The sequence below is a fragment of the Dolichospermum sp. UHCC 0259 genome (assembly GCF_009711935.1).
Lineage (GTDB): Bacteria > Cyanobacteriota > Cyanobacteriia > Cyanobacteriales > Nostocaceae > Dolichospermum.
Genome location: NZ_VIKX01000004.1, coordinates 1 through 21,739 on the forward strand (window position 1 = coordinate 1; position 21,739 = coordinate 21,739).

General features: G+C 39.5%; 34 protein-coding genes. 22 read left to right on the plus strand and 12 right to left on the minus strand.

Features of this window, described 5'->3' with window-relative positions:
- Positions 1 to 499: 499 nt before the first annotated feature.
- Positions 500 to 730, plus strand: a complete 231-nt coding sequence (locus FJR05_RS00285) for a CopG family transcriptional regulator (protein WP_168642271.1) — start codon at positions 500 to 502, stop codon at positions 728 to 730.
- Positions 717 to 1,076 carry a type II toxin-antitoxin system PemK/MazF family toxin gene (locus FJR05_RS00290; RefSeq protein ID WP_168642272.1) on the plus strand — a complete coding sequence of 120 codons (360 nt, stop codon included), beginning with the start codon at positions 717 to 719 and terminating at the stop codon, positions 1,074 to 1,076. Before FJR05_RS00285 ends, FJR05_RS00290 begins: the two co-directional genes overlap by 14 nt.
- A 302-nt stretch (positions 1,077 to 1,378) precedes the next feature.
- On the opposite strand, the gene FJR05_RS00295 is transcribed toward FJR05_RS00290, so the two are convergent.
- Together FJR05_RS00295 and FJR05_RS00300 are read right to left on the minus strand one after the other, a co-directional pair.
- Positions 1,379 to 1,654, minus strand: coding sequence for a type II toxin-antitoxin system RelE/ParE family toxin (locus tag FJR05_RS00295; RefSeq protein WP_071188340.1), 276 nt, complete (start codon positions 1,652 to 1,654; stop codon positions 1,379 to 1,381).
- Positions 1,647 to 1,898, minus strand: coding sequence for a type II toxin-antitoxin system Phd/YefM family antitoxin (locus FJR05_RS00300; protein ID WP_039203368.1), 252 nt, complete (start codon positions 1,896 to 1,898; stop codon positions 1,647 to 1,649). Before FJR05_RS00300 ends, FJR05_RS00295 begins: the two co-directional genes overlap by 8 nt.
- A gap of 81 nt (positions 1,899 to 1,979) precedes the next feature.
- Here FJR05_RS00300 and FJR05_RS00305 point away from each other — a divergent pair, with 81 nt between their 5' ends.
- From FJR05_RS00305 to FJR05_RS00360, 12 genes are all read left to right on the plus strand, one after another.
- Positions 1,980 to 2,255 (plus strand): hypothetical protein, encoded by a 276-nt coding sequence (locus FJR05_RS00305; RefSeq protein WP_168642273.1) that lies wholly within the window; start codon positions 1,980 to 1,982, stop codon positions 2,253 to 2,255.
- A gap of 176 nt (positions 2,256 to 2,431) precedes the next feature.
- On the plus strand, positions 2,432 to 2,722 hold the full coding sequence (locus FJR05_RS00310; protein WP_168642274.1) for a hypothetical protein: 291 nt from the start codon (positions 2,432 to 2,434) through the stop codon (positions 2,720 to 2,722).
- Entirely contained in the window at positions 2,719 to 3,159 is a 441-nt protein-coding gene (locus tag FJR05_RS00315) for a type II toxin-antitoxin system VapC family toxin (RefSeq protein ID WP_168642275.1), read from the plus strand. The genes FJR05_RS00310 and FJR05_RS00315 overlap by 4 nt, the downstream gene beginning before the upstream one ends.
- Entirely contained in the window at positions 3,134 to 3,484 is a 351-nt protein-coding gene (locus FJR05_RS00320) for a hypothetical protein (RefSeq protein WP_168642276.1), read from the plus strand. The genes FJR05_RS00315 and FJR05_RS00320 overlap by 26 nt, the downstream gene beginning before the upstream one ends.
- Before the next feature lie 58 nt (positions 3,485 to 3,542).
- A complete protein-coding gene (locus tag FJR05_RS00325) occupies positions 3,543 to 3,791 on the plus strand; it encodes a type II toxin-antitoxin system ParD family antitoxin (RefSeq protein ID WP_071188346.1) in 249 nt (82 codons plus the stop codon).
- Positions 3,792 to 3,796: 5 nt separating this feature from the next.
- The gene (locus FJR05_RS00330) at positions 3,797 to 4,117 is read left to right on the plus strand and encodes a type II toxin-antitoxin system RelE/ParE family toxin (protein WP_039203371.1); all 321 of its coding nucleotides are present in this window, start codon (positions 3,797 to 3,799) and stop codon (positions 4,115 to 4,117) included.
- A 327-nt stretch (positions 4,118 to 4,444) separates the two neighbouring features.
- Positions 4,445 to 4,747, plus strand: coding sequence for a hypothetical protein (locus tag FJR05_RS00335; RefSeq protein WP_168642277.1), 303 nt, complete (start codon positions 4,445 to 4,447; stop codon positions 4,745 to 4,747).
- A gap of 12 nt (positions 4,748 to 4,759) precedes the next feature.
- A complete protein-coding gene (locus FJR05_RS00340; RefSeq protein ID WP_168642278.1) occupies positions 4,760 to 5,161 on the plus strand; it encodes a type II toxin-antitoxin system VapC family toxin in 402 nt (133 codons plus the stop codon).
- Positions 5,149 to 5,727, plus strand: a complete 579-nt coding sequence (locus tag FJR05_RS27090) for a hypothetical protein (protein ID WP_254446600.1) — start codon at positions 5,149 to 5,151, stop codon at positions 5,725 to 5,727. Before FJR05_RS00340 ends, FJR05_RS27090 begins: the two co-directional genes overlap by 13 nt.
- 6 nt (positions 5,728 to 5,733) lie before the next feature.
- Complete coding sequence (locus tag FJR05_RS00350; RefSeq protein ID WP_168642279.1) at positions 5,734 to 6,183, plus strand: type II toxin-antitoxin system VapC family toxin; 450 nt, start codon at positions 5,734 to 5,736, stop codon at positions 6,181 to 6,183.
- A 3-nt stretch (positions 6,184 to 6,186) separates the two neighbouring features.
- Complete coding sequence (locus FJR05_RS00355; RefSeq protein WP_168642280.1) at positions 6,187 to 6,717, plus strand: hypothetical protein; 531 nt, start codon at positions 6,187 to 6,189, stop codon at positions 6,715 to 6,717.
- Between the two features lie 138 nt (positions 6,718 to 6,855).
- Positions 6,856 to 7,773, plus strand: a complete 918-nt coding sequence (locus FJR05_RS00360) for an endonuclease NucS domain-containing protein (protein WP_168642281.1) — start codon at positions 6,856 to 6,858, stop codon at positions 7,771 to 7,773.
- Positions 7,774 to 7,890: 117 nt separating this feature from the next.
- On the opposite strand, the gene FJR05_RS00365 is transcribed toward FJR05_RS00360, so the two are convergent.
- From FJR05_RS00365 to FJR05_RS00375, 3 genes are all read right to left on the minus strand, one after another.
- Positions 7,891 to 9,294, minus strand: a complete 1,404-nt coding sequence (locus FJR05_RS00365) for an NAD(P)(+) transhydrogenase (Re/Si-specific) subunit beta (protein WP_168642282.1) — start codon at positions 9,292 to 9,294, stop codon at positions 7,891 to 7,893.
- Positions 9,291 to 9,584, minus strand: coding sequence for an NAD(P) transhydrogenase subunit alpha (locus FJR05_RS00370; RefSeq protein WP_168642283.1), 294 nt, complete (start codon positions 9,582 to 9,584; stop codon positions 9,291 to 9,293). The genes FJR05_RS00365 and FJR05_RS00370 overlap by 4 nt, the downstream gene beginning before the upstream one ends.
- A 172-nt stretch (positions 9,585 to 9,756) precedes the next feature.
- Complete coding sequence (locus tag FJR05_RS00375) at positions 9,757 to 10,911, minus strand: Re/Si-specific NAD(P)(+) transhydrogenase subunit alpha (protein WP_168642284.1); 1,155 nt, start codon at positions 10,909 to 10,911, stop codon at positions 9,757 to 9,759.
- Positions 10,912 to 11,552: 641 nt separating this feature from the next.
- Here FJR05_RS00375 and FJR05_RS00380 point away from each other — a divergent pair.
- The 7 genes from FJR05_RS00380 to FJR05_RS00410 all read left to right on the plus strand — a co-directional run bounded on the left by FJR05_RS00380 (position 11,553) and on the right by FJR05_RS00410 (position 15,727).
- Positions 11,553 to 12,059 (plus strand): DUF2808 domain-containing protein, encoded by a 507-nt coding sequence (locus FJR05_RS00380; RefSeq protein WP_168642285.1) that lies wholly within the window; start codon positions 11,553 to 11,555, stop codon positions 12,057 to 12,059.
- Positions 12,060 to 12,205: 146 nt separating this feature from the next.
- Positions 12,206 to 12,340 (plus strand): 50S ribosomal protein L34, encoded by a 135-nt coding sequence (gene rpmH, locus FJR05_RS00385; RefSeq protein WP_015081067.1) that lies wholly within the window; start codon positions 12,206 to 12,208, stop codon positions 12,338 to 12,340.
- Between the two features lie 30 nt (positions 12,341 to 12,370).
- A complete protein-coding gene (gene rnpA, locus FJR05_RS00390) occupies positions 12,371 to 12,760 on the plus strand; it encodes a ribonuclease P protein component (RefSeq protein WP_168642286.1) in 390 nt (129 codons plus the stop codon).
- Positions 12,747 to 13,133, plus strand: a complete 387-nt coding sequence (locus FJR05_RS00395) for a PH domain-containing protein (RefSeq protein WP_168642287.1) — start codon at positions 12,747 to 12,749, stop codon at positions 13,131 to 13,133. The genes rnpA and FJR05_RS00395 overlap by 14 nt, the downstream gene beginning before the upstream one ends.
- Positions 13,134 to 13,452: 319 nt before the next feature.
- Positions 13,453 to 14,598 carry a membrane protein insertase YidC gene (gene yidC, locus FJR05_RS00400; RefSeq protein ID WP_168642288.1) on the plus strand — a complete coding sequence of 382 codons (1,146 nt, stop codon included), beginning with the start codon at positions 13,453 to 13,455 and terminating at the stop codon, positions 14,596 to 14,598.
- Positions 14,599 to 14,600: 2 nt separating this feature from the next.
- The gene (locus tag FJR05_RS00405) at positions 14,601 to 15,116 is read left to right on the plus strand and encodes a R3H domain-containing nucleic acid-binding protein (protein ID WP_168642289.1); all 516 of its coding nucleotides are present in this window, start codon (positions 14,601 to 14,603) and stop codon (positions 15,114 to 15,116) included.
- A gap of 107 nt (positions 15,117 to 15,223) precedes the next feature.
- A complete protein-coding gene (locus tag FJR05_RS00410) occupies positions 15,224 to 15,727 on the plus strand; it encodes a DUF177 domain-containing protein (RefSeq protein ID WP_168642290.1) in 504 nt (167 codons plus the stop codon).
- 153 nt (positions 15,728 to 15,880) lie between these two features.
- On the opposite strand, the gene FJR05_RS00415 is transcribed toward FJR05_RS00410, so the two are convergent.
- From FJR05_RS00415 to FJR05_RS00430, 4 genes are all read right to left on the minus strand, one after another.
- The gene (locus FJR05_RS00415; protein WP_168642291.1) at positions 15,881 to 16,792 is read right to left on the minus strand and encodes a lipopolysaccharide assembly protein LapB; all 912 of its coding nucleotides are present in this window, start codon (positions 16,790 to 16,792) and stop codon (positions 15,881 to 15,883) included.
- A 64-nt stretch (positions 16,793 to 16,856) separates the two neighbouring features.
- Positions 16,857 to 17,324 (minus strand): DUF29 domain-containing protein, encoded by a 468-nt coding sequence (locus FJR05_RS00420; RefSeq protein ID WP_168642292.1) that lies wholly within the window; start codon positions 17,322 to 17,324, stop codon positions 16,857 to 16,859.
- Positions 17,325 to 17,433: 109 nt separating this feature from the next.
- Positions 17,434 to 18,015, minus strand: a complete 582-nt coding sequence (locus FJR05_RS26625; protein ID WP_174783529.1) for a hypothetical protein — start codon at positions 18,013 to 18,015, stop codon at positions 17,434 to 17,436.
- Between the two features lie 57 nt (positions 18,016 to 18,072).
- Positions 18,073 to 18,261: a hypothetical protein gene (locus FJR05_RS00430; RefSeq protein WP_168642293.1), complete on the minus strand. Its 189-nt coding sequence runs from the start codon at positions 18,259 to 18,261 to the stop codon at positions 18,073 to 18,075.
- 169 nt (positions 18,262 to 18,430) lie between these two features.
- Between FJR05_RS00430 and FJR05_RS00435 the strand changes: the two genes are divergently transcribed.
- Positions 18,431 to 18,694 (plus strand): DUF3146 family protein, encoded by a 264-nt coding sequence (locus FJR05_RS00435; RefSeq protein WP_027401177.1) that lies wholly within the window; start codon positions 18,431 to 18,433, stop codon positions 18,692 to 18,694.
- 1 nt (position 18,695) lies between these two features.
- Here the strand turns inward: FJR05_RS00435 and FJR05_RS00440 are convergent, their stop codons facing one another.
- From FJR05_RS00440 to ntcA, 3 genes are all read right to left on the minus strand, one after another.
- On the minus strand, positions 18,696 to 19,118 hold the full coding sequence (locus FJR05_RS00440) for a pre-16S rRNA-processing nuclease YqgF (RefSeq protein ID WP_168642294.1): 423 nt from the start codon (positions 19,116 to 19,118) through the stop codon (positions 18,696 to 18,698).
- A gap of 99 nt (positions 19,119 to 19,217) precedes the next feature.
- Complete coding sequence (locus tag FJR05_RS00445) at positions 19,218 to 20,666, minus strand: DUF3084 domain-containing protein (protein ID WP_168642295.1); 1,449 nt, start codon at positions 20,664 to 20,666, stop codon at positions 19,218 to 19,220.
- A 213-nt stretch (positions 20,667 to 20,879) separates the two neighbouring features.
- Entirely contained in the window at positions 20,880 to 21,551 is a 672-nt protein-coding gene (ntcA, locus tag FJR05_RS00450; protein ID WP_027401174.1) for a global nitrogen regulator NtcA, read from the minus strand.
- Between the last annotated feature and the right edge of the window lie 188 nt (positions 21,552 to 21,739).

A 21,739-nucleotide genomic window follows, 5' to 3' on the forward strand; every position in this document is an offset into this window, starting at 1 on the left:
ATTAGTCCACTTGACGCTTTCATCCATCGGTGAACCTGCTGTGTGCTTCTCTAACACTCGCAAAAACGCCTCGTCTAATCCAGCAATTGTCTCAAAGGCTGATTTCCGTCCACCTCCGGCTTGGCGAATCCGCTCCTGCTCTAGCACCGTTTCGTCCTGAAGTTCTCGCAACCCCAACTGTAAGGTTTCGTGATGGCATCCCAAAAGGCGACGGATGTATGCCTGCCCCCCGTATCCTAGTTTTACCGCTTCAATCGCGGCATATCGACGGCGATCCTTCTCTGACAACGACTCATAGTATCGTTGCATTTGTACCTCAATCTCACCAGGGTAAGTTTGCATCATCTATCAGTTCATCCATCTACCCCTCTAGTGTATAGCTATCATTTTTTTTACGTTCGCGTAGCGTGCCGTAGGCATACTACTTCCAGACACAGAGTATTTGCAAATTGTCAAAAAAGTGGTATGATTGATTGGTAAGATGAATAAGTCATACACAATGATGAAAGTCACAATTACTTTAGAAGAAGACATTCTCCAATTTATTGATCAACAAGCAAAAGGTAATCGTAGTGCCTATATTAACGCACTATTAGCAGAACAAAGACGCAAAATTTTAGAGACTGAAATAATTGCAGCACTCCAAGAAGATGCGAAAGATTTAGAATATGAAAATGAGATTTCTGCTTGGGATAATGTAGCTGGAGATGGTATTAATGCCAGAGGGTAATTTAACTTATAAACGGAGTGAAATTCGCTGGGTAAATCTTGATCCAACTGTGGGAGCAGAAGCACAAAACATCCGTGCTTGTTTGATAGTTCAAAATGATATTATGAATCAATATGGATTATTAACTATTGTGATGCCATTTCGACCAGGAAGTAAGCAAGCTCCCTATATTGTCAATATCAAAGCAACAGTAACTAACGGATTAGATAAAGATCATTTTATTGATGTTGCTCAAATTCGTGCTGTAGATTATCGTCGAGTTTTGGGGTTGGTGGGTATTTTAGAAGCTGAATATTGGGAAGAAATTCGTACTGCGTTGGATGTGGTTTTGGGTTTTGGGGTTTAACTTGAGCGATTCCTAGGTCGCGCTTCGCTATCGCACCCCCTCAACTTCCCATCATCTCTTTTTAGACGAACCGCAGAGACGCAGAGAACACAGAGCAAGAGCGATCGCACTCCCTCAACTCCCCAAAAGCGAACTGACAAGTCAGCGCTTACGCTATCGCACCCCCTCCAACTTCCCCAAAAGCGAACTGACAAGTCAGCGCTTACGCTATCGCACCCCTCCAACTTCCCAAACAGCGATCGCACTCCCTCAACTTCCCAAACAGCGATAGCGAAGCGCGACCTAGGAATCGCTTGACAAAGTTACAAGTTTTTATAAACTTCATCATCATTACGTTTACCAACCCGAAAAACATCAACTAATTTATTATCATCATCAATGGTGTATAAAATTCTGTATTCACCCTGATCAATACGATAACCACCTTGATAACCTTTTAAAGCTGCATAGTCTTGAGGACGAGGATTACCCTGAAGTGAGAGTATTTTTGATACAACTTGTTTATATTGTTTTGGTTGTAAGTCTAATAAGTCTTTTTCCGCAGTTCTAGCAATCCTCAATGTATAACGTTCACTCATTGGGATATTTGGCGATGATTTCTTCTATGGTGGTAAATCCTTCATTTTCTTCAATTGCACGTCTCAATTTAGCAGAATCAATTGCATCTTCCATTGCTTCTAATAGTTTTAAATCTTCAATGCTAATTATCGCTACCGCAGCTTTACCATGACGCTGAATTAAAATTCTTTCTCCACGATATTCTGCACGGTTCATAATATCGGGAAAATTAGCACGCGCTTCACTTGCACTGATGACAGACATAGCGCCTCACAAAATTTATAGGATTACATAACATTATAGATTATTTGTCTGTTTTTTACAAATTGTACAAAATTTAAGTTTTTGAGCAATAGTGGAGCGATCGCACCCCTCAACTTCCCCAAACAGCGATTCCTAGGTCGCGCTTCGCTATCGCACCCCCTCAACTTCCCAAACATTCTTTTTTTAACGAACCACAGAGAACACAGAGAAAGAGCGATCGCACCTCCTCAACTTCCAAACAGCGAACTGCTTGCAGCAGCGCTTCGCTATCGCATCCCCTCAACTCCCCAAACAGCGATTCCTAGGTCGCGCTTGCGCTATCGCACCTCCTCAACTTCCCAAACATTCTTTTTTTAACGAACCACAGAGACACAGAGAACACAGAGAAAGAGCGATACCTTCGGTCAGCTTCGCTATCGCACGTCCTTAACTTCCCAAATAGCGATACCTTCGGTGTTTAAATCTGATATACTTTTAATAGATCAAGTTAATCATAAGTTTTACTTGATATTAATTAACTAGAATCTAAGAATATGAAACAATATAAAACTATACAGCTACAATTGAAACCAGAAATAGAAGATCGTCTGATTACTCAAGCTACTAAACAAGGTTTATCAATTGAATCTTATCTTGAATCTTTGATTGAAGATAGTTTGAAAATTCAAGAGGAAAAATCTTTTTCTCAAGTAACAACTGAGGAAGATTGGGAAACAGCACTAATGAATTTAATCAATAGTCCTGCTTTTGCTGTAGCGCCCCCGCTTTCAGATGCAGCTATTAGTCGAGATAGTATTTATACCAGAGAAGATGAAATGTTATGAAATATCTGGTAGATACTAATATTTTACTGCGTTTAGTACAAAAAAATAGTCCCATGCACCTTGATACTCAAAGGGCAATTGTAACGCTCAAAAAGCAAGGTGAATTTTTATGTATTATTCCACAAAATATAATTGAATTTTGGGCTGTTGCTACAAGACCTCTGGATAAAAATGGGTTAGGTTTATCTATCACTCAAGCTGAAGAAGAAAGCGAAAAACTTAAAAAGATATTTATATTGGAATTGGACACACCACAAATTTTTACTGAGTGGGAATCTCTGGTTATTAAATATCAAGTGATGGGAAAAAAGGTACATGATGCTCGTTTAGCTGCGGCTATGGTAGCTCATAATATTACACATTTATTAACATTTAATGTTGAAGATTTTAAACGGTTTTCGGATATTGTAGTTGTTGATCCACGTAGTATTGTTTAATCATAGCGATCGCACCCCTCAACTTCCCCAAACAGCGATTCCTAGGTCGCGCTTCGCTATCGCACCCCCTCAACTTCCCAAACATTCTTTTTTTAACGAACCACAAAGACACAGAGAACACAGAGAAAGAGCGATCGCACCCCCTCAACTTCCCAAACAGCGAACTGACAAGTCAGCGCTTACGCTATCGCACCCCCTCCAACTTCCCAACCTCCCCAAAAGCGATTCCTACGGAGCGCTTCGCTATCGCACCCCTTCAACTTCCCAAATAGCGATTCCTAGTTCGCGCTTCGTTATCGCACCCACATCCCTACAAAACATTTGACAAAAATTGACAATATTTGCCATAATTAAAGAATCAGAAATATAAAGACTTATTAGCTATGACTACAGTAAATATTTCTCTTCCCGATTCCATGCGGGACTTTATCAATGAACAGGTTGCAAAATGTGGCTACAGTACCACAAGCGAATATATTCGACATTTGATTCGTCAAGATTTAGAAAAAGTAGCACAAGCACGACTAGAAACATTGCTATTAGAAGGCTTAGATAGTGGTGAAGCGATCGAAATTACGGATGAGTGGTGGCAACAAAAACGCACTCAGCTTCTGGAGAGACTCCGCAAGTAATAGCAATGACTAGACGAATTGTAATTAGACCAAAGGCTAGTGTTGACCTTGATGAACAGTTTGCTTATATTGCTGACAGTAATTTTGATGCAGCATTGAGTTTTTTTGATGCTACGAGGCAGACTTTTTCACAATTAGCACGACTACCTGGTATTGGTAGTGTTTATAATGTTAAAAATCCGCGTTTAGTTGGTTTGCGGAAGTGGGGAGTTAGAGGATTTGAAAAGCATCTAATTTTTTATTTAGAAGGGGATGAGTATATTGAAATTGTTCGGTTAATTCATTCTGCACGGGATATTTCACAGATTTTAGCAGAAGAAGAATAGCTATAGTCATCAGCTATGCGATTCCTACGGAGCGCTTCGCTATCGTATCCCCTCAACTTCCCAAATAGTGATCGCACCTCTTCAACCTCCCAAACAGCGATTCCTACGGAGCGCTTCGCTATCGCACCCCCTCAACTCCCTAAACAGCGATTCCTACGGAGCGCTTCGCTATCGCATCCCTTCAACTCCCCAAAAGCGATTCCTACGGAGCGCTTCGCTATCGCACTCCCTCAACTCGCCCAAAGTATCGTTATTTGGGTAAGTTACACTTGCTGATTCTGATCTGATATACTGATAATATGTAAAAATAATCAAATCTAGTATTTTATGATTAATAATCACCAACTCATCACAGAAACATCCTCAACTACACCCTGGAATGATTTATTATTAGAAATTGCTCAAACTCCCCAAGAATATATACCGGAAATATTGGAAATTGTCCGTTTATTTCGTCAAAATTTGATCAATAAACCAACAACTTTGATAACTACAGAAAAACACAAATTAGACTGGCAAGAATTTATTAATCAAACAGCAGGTAGTTGTGCTGATGATCCAATTATTCTGGATAATTTAGGAATTGATGATACTTTAGATGATAGTTTAGAAGAAATGATTAATAGTTAGGAATACAAACTGATGAAATATTTATTAGATAGTAATGTTTGTATTCAATATTTGAATAAAAGATCAGAAAAGATTATTCAGCGTCTTCAAGATTTATCTGATATAGATATAGTAGTTTGTTCTATTGTAAAAGCTGAGTTATTTTATGGTGCAATGAGAACTCATAATCCTGCGAAAACTATGCAAAAGCAGCAGGAATTTTTAAATCGTTTTATTTCTTTGAAGTTTGATGATGAATGTGCTGTAATTTATGGCGAAATTCGTAGTAAATTGGCTGCTAAAGGTACTCCTATAGGAAATAATGATTTACATATTGCTGCTATTGCAATGGCTAATAATTTAACTCTTGTTACCCATAATATTAGAGAATTTAGTAGTGTTGATACTTTAAAATTAGAAGATTGGCAGATTTAGTAAACAGCGATCGCACCCCTCAACTCCCAAATAGCGATCGCACCCCCTCAACTCCCAAACAGCGATCGCACTCCCTTCAACTCCCAAACAGCGATTCCTACGGAGCGCTTCGCTATCGCACCCCTCAACTCCTCAAACAGCGATACATTCGGAGCGCTTCGCTATCGCAGTTTTTACATCATGGAAAGAAATCTGATATACTGGCAATATGTGAAAATAATCAAATCTGGTATTTTATGATTAACAATCACCAATCCACTACAGCTAAATCATCAGCAAAAACCCGCAATGATTTATTACTAGAAATTGAACATACTCCAGAAGAATACATACCCGAATTACTACAAATTGTCCGGTTATTTCGTCAAAGTGTCACGATGAAACAGACATCTTTGAAAAACTGGGAAAATGCTATTAATGAGATTAATGAAAGTGACGCAATTAAAAAAGAACACAGAAAAACTAATATTAAAAGATTGTTCGAGTCATGGAATGAATCAGATGATCAACAAGAACAACAAGAAACTTTAGAAATTATTGAATCCATGAACGGTATTTTAATTTAAAATAAAATGAGTAAGGTTATTGTGTTAGATTCTGCACCTGTGGGATTAATTACTAATCCTAAAGCAAATTTTCTAGCTGTGCAATGTCAAGAATGGTTTTATAGTCTTTTTGAAAGAGGTTATGAAGTAATTTTACCAGAAATTATAGATTATGAAATTAGGCGGGAATTATTAAGAGCAAATAAGTTATCAGGAATTAGAAAACTAAATCAACTTAAATCAGAAATTATTTATCTTCCTATTACCACAGAAGTAATGTTAAAAGCAGCAGAATTATGGGCTGAAGTCAGAAACCAAGGTAAATCTACCGCAGATAATAAAGCTTTGGATGGTGATGTGATTTTAGCTGCTCAATCTATTTTAGTTGCTAATTATGGAAATGATGTGATTATTGCCACGAGTAATAAAAAGCATCTTTCTCTTTTTATTGATGCTAGAGAATGGGGAGAAATTTAAAATGTGAGAGCGATCGCACTTCCTAAACTCCCCAAACAGCGATCGCACTTCCTAAACTCCCCAAACAGCGATCGCACCCCCTCAACTCCCAAACAGCGATCGCATCCCTCCAACTCCCCAAACAGCGATCGCACCCCCTCAACTCCCAAACAGCGATCGCATTCCCTCAACTTCCTAACAGCGATCGCACTCTTCAACCCCCCAAACAGCGATCGCACTCTTCAACCCCCCAAACAGCGATCGCATCCCTCCAACTCCCCAAACAGCGATCGCACCCCTCAACTCCCCAAACAGCGATCGCACCTCTTCAACCTCCCAAACAGCGATCGCACCCCCTCAACTCCCCAAACAGCGATCGCACCCCCTCAACTCCCCAAACAGCGATCGCACCTCTTCAACCTCCCAAACAGCGATCGCACCCCCTCAACTTCCCCAAAAGCGATCGCACTTCCTAAACTCCCCAAACAGCGATCGCACCCCTCAACGCCCAAACAGCAATCGCACCCCCTCCAACTTCCCAACATCCTTTTTTAACGAACCACGAAGACGCGAAGAACACGAAGGAAGAAGAGAAGAGAGCGATCGCATAGCTTACTGTATCGTATTAAATGAAACAGGTTGAGGTAAAATATGTAAATATACTCACACTCATAGTTTTACAGATCGATACAAATGAAATTAAGACAAGTAGCAAGCGGATGGGAATTTGAAAGCGAAAAAGATTTAGAAGATTTGGTTTGGAACAACTTAGAAAAGCTATTTGGATATAAACCTTTAAAGCGACAGTATCAAGTCAGTGGACAATATTGTGATATTTTAGCTTTTGGTAAAAATAAAGAACTTGTAATCATAGAGTTAAAAAACTCTGAAGATAGATATATTGTACAACAACTTACTCGTTATTATGATGCTCTTATAGATGAAAAGCCTTTTCCTGAACATATTAATTTTCAAGTTCCTGTAGTTTTAATTGCTGTTACTCCAAATTTTCATAGAGATAACTATACTGATCGAAAATATCATCAGCTAAAATTTAATTTTTTACAGTTTAAAATTATTTGTCAAGAACCAAAATTCAATCTAAACATAATTAATGTAGATACTACTCTCAACTGGAAATTAGATTTTGATTATTCACTGGAAAATCATATTAAAAAAGATATTCCTGCTCCTCCTAAGCGTTTCTATCAATTAATTGAAAAATGTAAACCCCAAGAACACTCTAAACTATTCAAATTTAGAGAAACAATTTTACAATTTGATGATCGTATGCAAGAAATAGCCAAAGAAGGTGGTATTTATTATGGTAACGGTAAAACTAAACATTGTGCTGAATTAAGGCTAGATAGCAAAAAAGAACTTGTGCTATTTTTATGGCTACCTCGCAATTTCTTATGGGAACAACAAGGTAATATTTTTAGATTCAGAATTTGGACAGATTGGAATAATGCAACTATTGTTATGCCTGTCTCTAGAGGACTTGGTAAAGTAAATCCAACTCGTATTGAATTTGCAAAGCAAGATGCTAAAAATCGAAGTTTAAATATCTTTATTTATGAAGCTTTACGTAGATGGTTTGAAAGAATTTAATTTTAAATCTTATTCTTTGCTCCTTAGCGCCTTTGCGCGGAATAAACCTCTCTGTGTCTCTGCGCCTCTGCGAGAGAAAAAAAGGGCATAGTCAAAAACTACACCCCTACCTATAAACTAAAGTTGTTTCACCTCACTAACCAACTTAGCCACCATATCCTTAGCGCTACCAAACAACATCGTCGTTTTAGCCTTATAAAACAACTCATTATCAACACCTGCAAAACCAGCACTCATACCGCGCTTAATCACAATAGTTTGCTTTGCGCGATCAACCTCCAAAATCGGCATCCCATAAATAGGACTATTCTTATCACTACGCGCCGCCGGATTGACCACATCATTAGCACCAATCACCAACGCCACATCAGCCTGTTCAAACTGGGGATTAATATCCTCCATATCATACAACTGCGTATAGGCCACATTAGCTTCCGCCAATAATACATTCATGTGTCCTGGCATTCTCCCCGCAACCGGATGTATCGCATATTTCACATCCACACCCATGCGCTCTAATTGATCAGCCAACTCGCGGACGCTATGCTGTGCTTGAGCAACCGCCATACCGTATCCTGGTACAATCACCACAGAACGGGCATAACCCAACATCATCGCCCCTTCCTCCGCATCAATACTGCGAACAGGTTGATCACTAGCACCAGCAGCCGCACCACCACTAGAAGTAGAAACAGAACCAAAAGCACTAAATAAGACACTGAACAAAGAACGGTTCATAGCCTTACACATAATTTCCGTCAGGATTAAACCAGAAGCCCCCACCAAAGCACCGGCGATGATTAACATATTGTTCATCACCACAAACCCAGCCGCAGCCGCAGCCACACCGGAGAGGGAGTTTAACAGGGAGATAACAACGGGCATATCACCCCCACCAATGGGGAGGACGAACATCACACCCAACACCAAGGAAACAGCCACCACAGCTAAAAATACGGGGAGGCTATCTGGTGTCCTAATTAAATAGGCACTTCCAGCTAAATAAGAACCCAAAAGCAAGAGGTTAAAAGGTTGTTGCAAAGGAAAGGTAATGGGAGTACCGCTAATTAAACCTTGCAATTTGGCAAAAGCGAGAAAACTACCTGTTAAAGTCACACCACCAATTAACACATCCAATAACATGGAAATGTTGACATCGAGGGGGATAGGTTGAGAACTATCTAATAACCGCCAAAATTCAGCCACAGCGATAAGTGCAGAAGAAGCACCACCCAAACCGTTAAGTAAACCCACCATTTGGGGCATTTCCGTCATTTGCACTTTGTAAGCGATAACAGCACCTATGACTGAACCAATAGCCAAGCCTACCAAAATCATCTCGTAATTTAATACGTGCTGATCTAGCATTGTGGCGACAATTGCTAATAACATCCCCACCGCAGCGATAAGATTACCGTTTCTTGCACTAGCGGGAGAACCGAGTTTTTTCAAACCGAGGATAAATAATGATGCAGCGACTAAGTAAGTTAGCTGAATCCCAGTTGGTAAAAAGTCGCTCATGCTTTAATTTCCTTTTTTTTAAACATTTGCAGCATTCTGTCTGTAACCAAAAAACCGCCGACAACGTTAACCATTGCCAAAATTACGGCAATTAAACCGAGAATTACGGATAAATTTGTGTTTTTCTCCCCCGCAGCCAGGATTGCACCAATTACCGAAATCCCGGAAATGGCGTTTGAACCGGACATTAACGGGGTGTGTAACGTGGGGGGAATTTTGTTAATCACTTCAAAGCCAATAAAAGAGGCTAAGACGAGTACAAATAAAGCCGGAAGTAATGCTTGTGTCATGTTAATTTTGGATTTAAGAGGTTTCGCGCAATCTCTCTTAGAGATCCCGCAGGGTAGACGCAAAGGAGCAAAGACGCAAAGAGAAGATTTACATAACAAACGAAAAATCTCTCTCAAACTCTTCTTCCTTCGTGTTCTTCGCTTCTTCGTGGTTCATTCAATCTATATTTAATTAAACCGCTACTGTTTGCAAAGCGTCCTTTACTCGTTGGTTTCTAATTTCTCCACCATGAGTAACACAAGCAGCGTCAACAATATCATCACCAAAGTTGATTTCTAAGGCTTTGTCTTTAATCAACAGTTGCATTAGTGAAGTAACGTTCTTTGCATACAGTTGACTGGCGTGTACTGGCATGGATGAGGGTAAATTAATTGGTCCGATAATTGTTATGCCGTTCCAAACAATATCTTTACCTGCTTCTGTACAAGCGCAGTTTCCACCTTGTTCTGCGGCTAAATCCACAATTACTGAACCGGGTTTCATTTGCGCTACCATTTCTTCTGTTACCAGTCTGGGGGCTTGTCTTCCTGGTACTTGGGCGGTGGTAATGACGATATCGGAGTTTTTGACGTGGCTGGCTACTAGTTCCTGGGTACGCTTTTTACTATCTTCGGAGATTTCTTTGGCGTAACCACCCGCAGCAACGGTTTCTTCTTCGAGTTTGACTTCGACGAATTTCGCCCCTAAGCTTTGGACTTCTTCTTTAACGGCTGGGCGGATGTCAAAGGCTTCTACTACTGCTCCTAGCCTTCTTGCGGTGGCGATCGCTTGCAATCCTGCCACACCTGCTCCCATAATAAATACTTTAGCTGGGGCGATCGTCCCCGCAGCGGTGGTTAACATGGGGAAATATTTCGGTAATGCCGCCGCCGCAATCAATACGGCTTTATAGCCCGCCAGTGAGGCTTGGGAGGATAAGGCATCCATGCTTTGCGCCCTGGTGGTACGGGGGATTAATTCCATACTCAAAGCTGTAATTTGCCGATTTGCCAATTGTTGGGCAATTACGGGATTTCCGAGAGGATTAAGGAAGCTAATTAATACAGAACCTGATTTAAGTAACTCAATTTCTGTCCGGCCATCTTCTCTGGTTTGGGGTGGGCTAACTTTGAGTAAAATATCTGCTTCACTCCATAATTGAGCAGAATCATGGCTAATTTTTGCCCCTGCTGCTTCATAGTCAGCATCACTGAAAAATGCTTTTTCTCCCGCACCAGCTTCTACCCAAACCTCTAAACCTTGTTTGACTAATTTAGCTACAGTATCGGGAATTAAAGCTACACGCCGTTCACAAACTTCTATTTCTTTCGCAACTGCTATTTTCATGAAATCTCCTAGAAATAAATCCTTAACATCACCCGTTAACTATTAATTAAGCTGTGGGGATGATTAACCATGAATTACCTTTGTAGATAGAACTTTCGACCTTTTTGTTTTTCCTATCCTTGGTCTTTATTCACAATCTCAGCTTGACAATATACAAATATCATCCTGGCAAAATAGCTATAAGTAGAATTAGTTATCGCACATCCTATGCCGATATCTACATTTTGTATATTGTTCTTCAGATTATTTTATATTTGGAAAAAATCTTACTTTGAAACTTTTATTTATTTAAAGTATACTTGTGTACTAAAATATTTATAATTAGTAATAAAAATTATCCTTTAGCAATACATCAAAGATATAATCTGGATTTTATCTCTTAAAGGCTGTGTCAAACCCGATAAACACCTACTCAATAATTTATTCCCAAAGCTAAAAACAACACAATTACGTTTACTTATCTTAACGCAGGTTAGTACAGTGTGTAAGCCCTATAATAATTTTAACTTTAGGAATGGAAGTTTTCCCTAAAAAGGCACTTTTCTCTTTCACTAACGTCAATTGTCAAGCATATAGTAGTAAAGTTTAGTTACAAATACTGATACTTCGTTAAAAACTACCAACTAGAGGAAACCTAATTTATGAAACGTCTACTTTCTGCCTTAGCTGTGACTAGCTGTTTATTAGCTGGTTTGCCAGCGATAACTTTAGCCCAAAATGGTTTAACACTTTTTAGCGGTGTCAGCAGCGCAAATCAGTTACCCTTTAGGTTAGATTTTGGCGGACAAACCAACAGCACAGATCGTTATATACTCAGAGTTCCTGCGAGACAAATGAAACTAGCAGTAGCTCAATTTGCTATTAGTTATCCTAATTATTACAAAGGAAGTTTTGATCCCAAAAGTGTTGAAGTTTTAGTTAAAGGTAAAAAAGTCCCCCTATCTGAAGTCAAATGGGATAAAGAAGGTGGTGTGATTCAAATATTTCCCGAACAACCAGTTCCCGCCGGTGGCAAAGTCGAGTTAGTCTTGTCCAATGTCCAGAATCCGGCTTTTGGAGGAGTTTACTATTTCAGATGTCAAGTTCTTTCCCCAGGTGATCTCCCATTACTGCGTTATCTTGGTACGTGGATTATCAGTATTACTTAAAAAGGGAGCAGAGGAGCAGAGGGGCAGAGGGAATAAATATTCTTTTGCAACTGACAACTCCATCCAGAAATATGTTTTTATTGCCTGTAAAGTGGTAAAATATGAGATTGTGACTTTTTATGAAAATCGCCTAAGAGGAGAAACGTATGCAAAGAACACTGGGCGGCACTTGCCGTAAGAGAAAAAGAACATCTGGATTTCGTGCCAGAATGCGGACACCAGACGGCAGAAACGTGATTAGCGCTAGAAGAAAAAAAGGACGGCATCGTCTGAGCGTTTAGGGTAATAAAATTCAGTAATTAAGAACTGTTGTGGCTTTGCCCAAAGCATATCGTCTCAAATCCCGTCAGGATTTTCAGGCAGTTTTCCGAGAAGGAATTCGGCGACATAGTTCTCATTTCACCCTGAGAGCTTTAAAACCTAATCTTGCGACAGAACCTTCTTTGGATACTGCCCCCCCTAGCACAAAAATTGGGATTGCCATTAGTACAAAAGTTAGTAAACGCGCCGTTGTTCGCAACAAAATCAAAAGGCAAATAACAGCAGCATTACACCAATTATTGCCTAAATTAGTCCCAGGATGGCGGCTAGTATTAATTGTGAAACCAACAACAAAAGAATCTGAGTGCGAAACCCAGAAATTTCTGCAAGAATTAGAACAGTTGTTGGCACAAACTGAGGTATTAAATGGGTATTCGTGAAGAAGTTTATTATGAGGGTGGTCCCCACATTGGGGATTTAATTTTTAACCTGCTAATTGGACTAACAGTGGTAGGTATACCCTTAGCTGTGGGGGCAATAGTCAGGGCAGTGTGGCTACGCTTCCGCATCACAGATCGAAGGATATGTGTAACTGGTGGTTGGATGGGACGCGATCGCTATGATGTAATTTATTCAGAAGTGATGAAAGTTGTCAAAGTTCCTCGTGGCATCGGCCTATGGGGAGATATGGCAATCACCCTCAAAAATGGTACTCTCATCGAAATGCGGGCTGTTCCCAATTTTCGGGAAGTCTATGACTACATTAACGAAAAAATTGCTGCTAAAAATCCCCAATATAGCAATCCTAAATGAGTCGCGTTAACAAGCTATCAGCATTCAGTCATCAGCTAGTAAGCTAAATTCTAGTTTTAATTTCTGATGGAGATGGGGTTTAAATCTCTTTTAAACAACCCGTTGACGGCTCTTTTAACATTCACACTTTTAGACCATGTGCGGCTATCCTTAACTTCCATAGCTTATTGATAGTCACATCAATGCTTAACAAAAACCTCTACAATATAGAGCAAAAGCTTGGGAGAGAACCGCCTCTAGTCAGAGGATAGGCTCAACTGAGTATCCCACTCCCAACCGGGGTGGGAGTGTCAAAGTACCGCAGGTTGAATTCAGAATAATGGATTTTGGTATCGGGTTTCTCTCGAACAACGTGATGTTGCCAATCATAGACCTTTTCTATGGTTTTGTCCCTAGCTATGGGTTGGCGATCGTAGCCTTAACATTGATTATCCGCTTTGCACTCTATCCCTTGAGTGCCGGCTCTATCCGTAGTATGCGACGGATGCGGGTTGTGCAGCCTCTCATGCAAAAGCGCATGGCAGAAATCAAAGAACGCTATAAAGACGATCAGCAAAAGCAACAAGAGGAAATGCTCAAGGTCCAAAGTGAATTTGGTAATCCCTTAGCAGGATGTCTACCTCTCCTGTTGCAAATGCCAGTATTATTAGCCCTCTTTGCCACTTTGCGGGGTTCTCCTTTTGCCGGAGTCAACTACTCCGTTAACCTGCAAATATTCCCTGAAGAACAAATCGAGCGCATTCAACCCCAAGCCTTTGTCACTTCCCCACAAAATATTTATATTGCTGATGGAGAACACACTCCCATTTCGGCAATATTACCGGGGGGCAATAAGTTAGCCGTGGGAGAAAAAACTAAAATTCAATATCAAACCGTAGAAGGTAAACCCTTCGATTTGCTCCTAGTCGAACACCCAGAAACTAAGTTGACACCTGACTGGAAAGTCATGAAAGGGGAAGAAAGGGTTAAAATTGATGCCGAAGGCAATATAGAAGCCCTAGAACCCGGAGAAGTGACCATTCAAGGGACAATTCCTGGACTAGCAGCAGACAAAGGATTTCTCTTTATTGATGCCTTGGGTAGAGTAGGTGCTATTGATCCCGATAACACAGTCCATTGGGATATAGTAGCGATGATTGTCTTCTTTGGTATCAGCCTTTATGTCAGCCAAATGCTGTCTGGGCAAAATTCCAGCGGTGGCAACCCTCAGCAAGATACAGTAAATAAAATTACCCCTGTCATCTTTTCTGGGATGTTCCTATTCTTTCCTCTGCCGGCTGGGGTACTGATGTATATGGTAATTGGTAACGTTTTCCAAACTATCCAAACCTATATCCTCTCCCGTGAACCTCTACCAGAAGAAATTCAGAAAATCGTAGATTCACAAGAGAAAGAAGCCCAAACCATCGAAGTAAAAGCGTTGCCATTTGAACCCAAAAGTTCTAAGAAAAAGGCTACCGGTTGATTATGAGCGACATTTCTATGCAGAGTAGTGAACAATGGTTACAAAATTTGCTACTTCTAACTGGTGTATCTACTCAAGTACAGGCTAATTTAGAAACTAAGCCATCTTCAGGACAAGATGCACCAGTAGGAGAAAGCTACTGGTTGACAATAGATCAAACCAATTTAACATCAGAACAAATTAGGATTTTAATTGGTGCTGGTGGTTCGGTGCTAGATAGTATTCAGTATCTAGCAAATTCCGTTCTCAACTTAAATCAACCAGAAGAAAATCAGACAGCTTACACGATTGAATTGAATGGTTATCGGGTGAGACGAGAAGCCGAAATCCGCACTTTAGCTGAAACTGCTGCCGCAGAAGTCCGTTTTTCTGGAAGAGAGGTAGAACTTCAATCTCTCAGTTCTTCAGAACGCCGACAAATCCACACTTTATTGGAGGAATTTTCGGATTTAGAAACCTTCAGTCGCGGCAAAGAACCTCATCGTCATTTAGTTGTTCGTCAAGCAGTCACACCATAATTAGGTAATAGGGAACAGGGAACAGGGAACAGACAAGAATATTACCCATTACCAATTACCCATTACCAATTACCCATTACCAATTTTGAGGGTATTTCACAAATCCTATGGACGCTATTTTTATTCCGCAGCTATCTAAAGCCCCGGAGCGGACAGAGGAAATTCAAGTTCAAGAGTTTCTGCCTGGACTAGAAACATTGACACCGGTTCGCGGAGTTATCCAGGTCAAACACCAGGGTAATTATTTAGAAGTTTCATCTCAGGCAGAAACAATTGTTACCTGTACTTGCAACCGCTGTTTGCAGCAGTATAACCATCGTTTGGTTCTTGATACTCAGGAAGTTATTTGGTTAGATGAAACTGCTAATCAAACGGAAGATTTGCCTTTAGAAATGGAAGTCCCTGTTGAAGACTTACTGGAAACTTTACCACCTGATGGTCATTTTGATCCCGGTGAATGGCTCTATCAGCAGATGTGTTTAGCGTTACCTCAGCGTCAATTATGTAACCTTAATTGTCCAGGTATTCTAAATACGGCTGTTTCTGAACCACCTATTGATAGCCGTTGGGCGTTATTAGATGCTTTGAAAAAACAACTTCCAGATAATTAGTAAATTTACTATTTGGTGCGTTATGGCTTAATTCTTTATGGCTTGGTAAAAGCTGTTAATACTCTCTCAAACTCCTCAAGGATTTTTTATCTTTGTGGAGTTTTTTGTCACACATTCCGCACTTTAATAAGTAGCAGTTGCGGCACAACTTCTCTACCTGTTTAATTTTTGTGCTTGTTGTAATAAATGCTGGGAATTTTTCACCCACTGTAAATTACCTTGAATATTATATAAATCTTTAGCATATTGGAAGACCTGCACGGCTTCCTTGTACTGCTTTAACTGCATGAAAACTAATCCTGCACCATAATAGGCATTAGCGTAATTAGGATTAGCTGCGGCTGATTTTCTAAAAGCTGCTAAACCTTCATTTAATTTTCCCTGATTAAACAAAATTGAACCCAGATCATAGTGTGCTTCTGCATATTTAGGATTGATTCTGATTGCTTCTTTAAAAGCTGCCTTGGCTTGTTCAACTTTTCCTTGTTGTAAATAACATACACCTAAATGATAGGCAGGTTCGGGTGCATTTTGACTCATTGTTCTGGCTTTTTGAAAAGAGGCGATCGCACTTGACCAATTTTTCTCCTGTTTCTTAACTAACCCCATGTTATAATGGGCAAAACCCAGATTTGGATTTAACTTCAAAGCCTGATTTAAATAGTCTTTCGCCAATTCTAAATTATTTCCTTCTAATAACGCCCCACCTAAATTTGCAAAAGCTAACGCAAATTGAGAATCTGCTTGGGTAGCTTGATAAAAAGCATCTGCCGCAGGTTGTAATTTTCCTGATTGTCGCAGTGCTAAACCTAAGTTATAGTGCGCTGCTGCTAATTTAGGATCTAGTTTAATAGCTTGACGAAAAGCGGTAATTGCTTCTTCTATCCTTCCCAATTGAATCGCTTGTAACCCTTGATTTAAGGAGTCTGTAGCCGCTTTACTGTTTATGTTTTGTGCCAGTATTAGAGTAGGGGGAGAATTGGAAAATACTGGTTTGATATTAACAGGTAATAATAATAAACTTATGATTCCCAAGATGGGATATTTAATTAATGGTAATTGCATAGATTTAGTTTTGTTTCGCGCAAAGGCACAAAGGAGCAAAGACGCAAAGGAGGACAAGGAAAAATTAATGTTGTTCTGGTAAATAATCTTGATTTAAACTTTCCTCTGTGGTAAATGGAGAGTCTACGGGAAAGGTATCAAGTGATAAACCTGTTTCTAAAGAACCTTGTTTTCTGGCATCTTGATAACATTCGTTAAATACCTCAGATAAGTATTTCTTTAAACTAGGACTTTCGGTTAAGTCTTCTTTCAATCTGCGTCTATATTCAAAGATAGTAGATAACCAACTATTACTACGTTTGTCTGGTTGATATTTATATTTAAGAAGGTGCATTAATAAAACTAATAAGTTGCTTTTTAATGCTCTTTTTTCACTTCTACCCATGCTTTCGATTTCTTCAATCAAATTGTCTAAATCAATTTCGGCAAAGTTACCATTTTTTAATTGTTTTGCTGTTGTCTTTATCCACAAATAAAAATCTTCTTCGTAAAGATTTGAATTAGTAACTGCTATTGATTGAGTTGCTGTCATTTTCTGGAAACCTCTTCAAATGAATTGTGAAATTTTGCGGTAGTATTCTTGTTATATACATTGAAATCTATATTTAGATAAACATACAAGTAATACAAATCAAATAATACTATTTATATTTAGCCCATTCACCATTACTCAAATTTCTCAATAAAGGTAAATCTTGAGTAGCTTTGATAAATGTCTCCGTTTCTCCAAACACATCATTAACAGTTTTAAATTCTCCAACTAATTGTTTATAAAGTAAATTGATACCAACAAACAAACATTCATTTATTCTGTCTTTCATGTCCAACTGTTCTATTTTGTTTGATGTTTCAGGTGAAAGCCTAATTTTCCCTGAAAATCTATCACGGTCTTTTGTAGACATATTCTCTATTGGAGTAATTTGTTTTAACTCGGCTTGATAATTTTCTGATTCTTCATCAATTATCTTTTGGATACTTTCTTTATGCTCAGAAAAAAGAAAATGTACGTAACTGATTACTGATTCTAGAAATAGTTCTTTTCCTAATCTTAAGATTGAAGTTAGCTTCCGTATTTTTTCTAACTCTGAGTTAGTATATCTTAATTCTATATCTAAGTTTTGAGTTTCTTGTTTTTCTTCTTCTACTTCTCTTATGCCATTTTGGATGGCATTATCAGCCAAAAAATCTTTACTTGGAGCAGTTAGTTTATCTTCTCTAGACATAATTCATCTCCTAACATTATCCATCTAAGAAATCAACAAAGTAGTCGTATAAATGTTCTAAACCTTCATGAACAACATATCATCATTACCAAAAGACACACAAGGACTATCAATTTCTACCGCTGGAGTGAATGAATTACAGAAGGTGACAGTAGCACAATTAACTGCCAACTCGTCGGGGTGAGTGCATTCTAATTTGATATAAAAAGCACACTCTTCACAAATAGTTTTATGTAATAATTGCATTGTTATCTTGTATTTATCGTAAGCTGACTACAAAAGAGCAGTTAAGAAACTGGACTTTACTAACTTATCTTGTTTTGATTAGTTTGTAGAATTAAGCTATTTTTGGTACATAGAATAAGTAGCCTACATAAATAATTGGCTTTGATCCCATACTTGATATCAAATAAGCGTGAGTGCTAAACGTCTGCCAGAAACTACTGCTCATGTGAGAGTTACCCGCCAATCTTGGCAACAAGGCTTTCTTGAAGGTGAAGTTAGCGCTGGTAATTTTCAGTGGCATTTCCAGTGGCATTTCCGCCGGGGAGAACTTTCTGTGAAGCCTTCCCAGGGTCGTGCTTTAATCAAAGAACCTCTAGGACGCTTTTTGGAACAACAGGACTATCAGTTAGAACCTGGGGGGGATTATGCTTTTACAATTCGGGCTGAATTGTGAATTAATTATCAGTTAGTCGGTTGAGATATCGTTCAATCAGGAGAATGGCAACAATGTCATCTATTGGCCTTGGAGGTTGACGTAAACCCTTGGGTAATAGTTTTGTGATGCCTTGGGGTGGATACATTTGCCAATAGCGATCGCGTGCTTGTAAAGTGGAATAACGTTCATCAACTAAAATGATATTGGTGGGTTTACTTAATTCTTGATTAAGTTGCTGTTTCCACTTTTTAGCCGTCGTTTGATCTCCCATCACCATTAAGGATACGGGGAATTTTTGCATTTGTGTTTCAATATTAGCGATCGCCTCATTTGCCAAAACAACTTGATGATACAACAGTTGTCTATCCAATCCCATCACCGCAATCCCACATTTATCACGACCGGGATCAAATCCTAAAATTACAGGTTGTGTATTTGTCATTGGTCATTAGTCATTGGTCATTGGTCATTGGTCATTGGTCATTGGTCATTGGTCATTAGAAAAATTCTTTCTCCCCCTACCTCCCCTACCTCCCCTACCTCATGTACTAAAAAGAATTTGTCCATTCAAGAGGGCTACTAACTTGACTCTTAACGGACCGACAGTATAAGTATTTTCTGCGGCTACAGCTTTAATTTCTACTTCCTGTTCCGTTTGCTGTAATTGGGTAACAAAGCGTAAAAAAGTACCATCTATTTGCACACTTTCGACAATTCCTGCATTGCGGGCGCGAAATTGGGAAGCGGAAATTAGTAAATCTAAGCGTTGGCGCATTTGTTCAGTTGTCATATTTTTTAAATCCGCTGTAGTTGTAGCCAGCACTTCACCTGATGAAAATACCAGTTGATTCCGGGCTGCATCTGCAAAAAATTCTATTTGCTTTTCACCTCTAACATAGTTACCTGCGGAGAAAATTCTTACTACATATTCTCGACCATCTTTAATTTGTGCGATTAACTGCTCAACTTTATCTTTGGTAACACGAAGTATTTCTTTATTTGCTGGTGTACCACCAGGTTCGGTTAATTGAATATTAGCATTGCGGTTAGCTGCCTGGAGAAGTTGGATAATTGCTTGCTGTGCCGCATCAGGCTTGTCTACAGTAATTAACCCTGCCGCTATCACTTGACCCTTCACTAAGGCTAGTTTACCCAAGCGGAGGTCACGGTAGGACTGATAATATTTTTCTAGTCTGGCTACTTCCTGCTCTAAAAATTGTTGTTGTTTCTCTAATTCTTTCAAGCGAGATTCTCTAGTTATAATAACTTCTTCCCGCTGTTTAATTTCGAGGTTACGATTTTGAATAAGTTTATCTAATTTAGCAATTTTGCGATCGCGTTTTTCAATCACCGTCTTCGCTTCATCAATAGCCTGTTTAGCTTCAGCGTACAATCTTTGCCGTTCCGCTTTTAACTCTTCTACCGCTGTTTGTAATGTTTGTCGCTGATTATAAAGAGTTTGTAATTCACTTCTTGCCTGTTGATACCTGATAACAATTCCCCCAAGACGGCTTTGAGTTTCATTAAGTCGGGTTTGGGTCTTAGCTTGCTGATTAAGAGTGCGATTAAGTTGAGCTTGTGTGGTTTTTTGTTTAGTATTTGCTGCCTGTAATGACTTATTAATTTTCTGTAATTCTTCTTGTGCTTGACTTTTTTCCTCTCTGGCTTTGTTTAACTCACCTTCTACCTGGCTTTTTTGCGCTTCGGCGATTTTTAGTTGTTCTCGCTTGTTCCCCAAATCTCTTTGAATATCCTCTAATTCAAATACGCCCTTTCGCAATCCACCATCAGCCGCAAAAAGAATTGCTAAAGTTGATGCAGAAATCAGACCGCCTGTAAAAATAGTGACAATTACAGCAGTTTTTTTCGGACGTAGATTGAAGAGTGAGAGACGAGCTTTGCCAACGCGTGTGCCGATGCGATCGCCCACGGTGGCAATTACGCCTCCCAAAATAAGAATTGCTGCAATAAGGATGTACCCGGTGGCCATTTTTAACTACCACAATGCTGACCGATACAGCCTACTACGTTCAACCATTGTCTGTGAGTAAATGGAGTTAGGCCAAAGTAGGAATTATACAATTTTGAGACTTTCCTCCAAATTAACGGTTTAATCTCGATGGTAGTGACGCTACTTAGGGAGACCCTAAGACCGCATTACCTCAAAAATAGAAGCCGTGCCAACTCCATTTACCCATAACTTTTAAGTAAATTGCTTACTTAAAGCAACAGGTTTATGCACAGTAATCTTCTTTTTATGAATAGAAATCATTTTCTTCTCGCGGAGATCTCCCAGCAGTCTAGTGACTGTAACGCGAGTAGAGCCAATTGCCTCAGCGATCGCCTGATGGGATAACTTCAGATCAATGGTAATACCATCAGCGCAAGGAACGCCAAAATCTCGACAAAGAATCAACAAGAAACTAATTAACCTTGAACCCATATCGCGGTGAGCAAGAGTTTCAATCATCATCTCCGTCTGAAGAATCCGCGAAGAAAGACCTCGCAGCATTAACATTGATAACTCTGGGTTTTCCTTCAGTGCCTGTTCAACTTGTTCAATTGGGGCTGAAAGTAATTCTACAGTAGTAAATGCCACTGCATGATAAAATCGATCAGACTTATTGCCTGTCAGCAACGACAGCACACCAAAGACGCTATTTTCTCGCAGCAGAGCCACCGTTATTTCTTCTCCTGCCTCATACACCCTCGACAGTTTTACAGCACCCTTGAGAAGAAAATAAACTCGTTCAGCAGGATCTCCCGGAAAAAAGATCGTCTTATTCCGTTCAAATGTTTCCACTACCGGAGGAAAAGCCCCGGTCGCCATTTGACGAAAAACATTTGCTAGGGCTTTGTCTTGTGTCACTATCATTTCTCCCTTCCCCTACCCAATGCCAGAAAAACAAAAACTAATTACCTAAGAATACACCTGAAAAATCAATAAATCACCATTAATTTTTCTGTTTTTTCCTATACTCAAACGCGGAATTCCTAGCCTTTCGTTTATAATGATACATAATTGTTGTTCCGTTTAGCTAGTAATTATTGATAAGTAGTTTC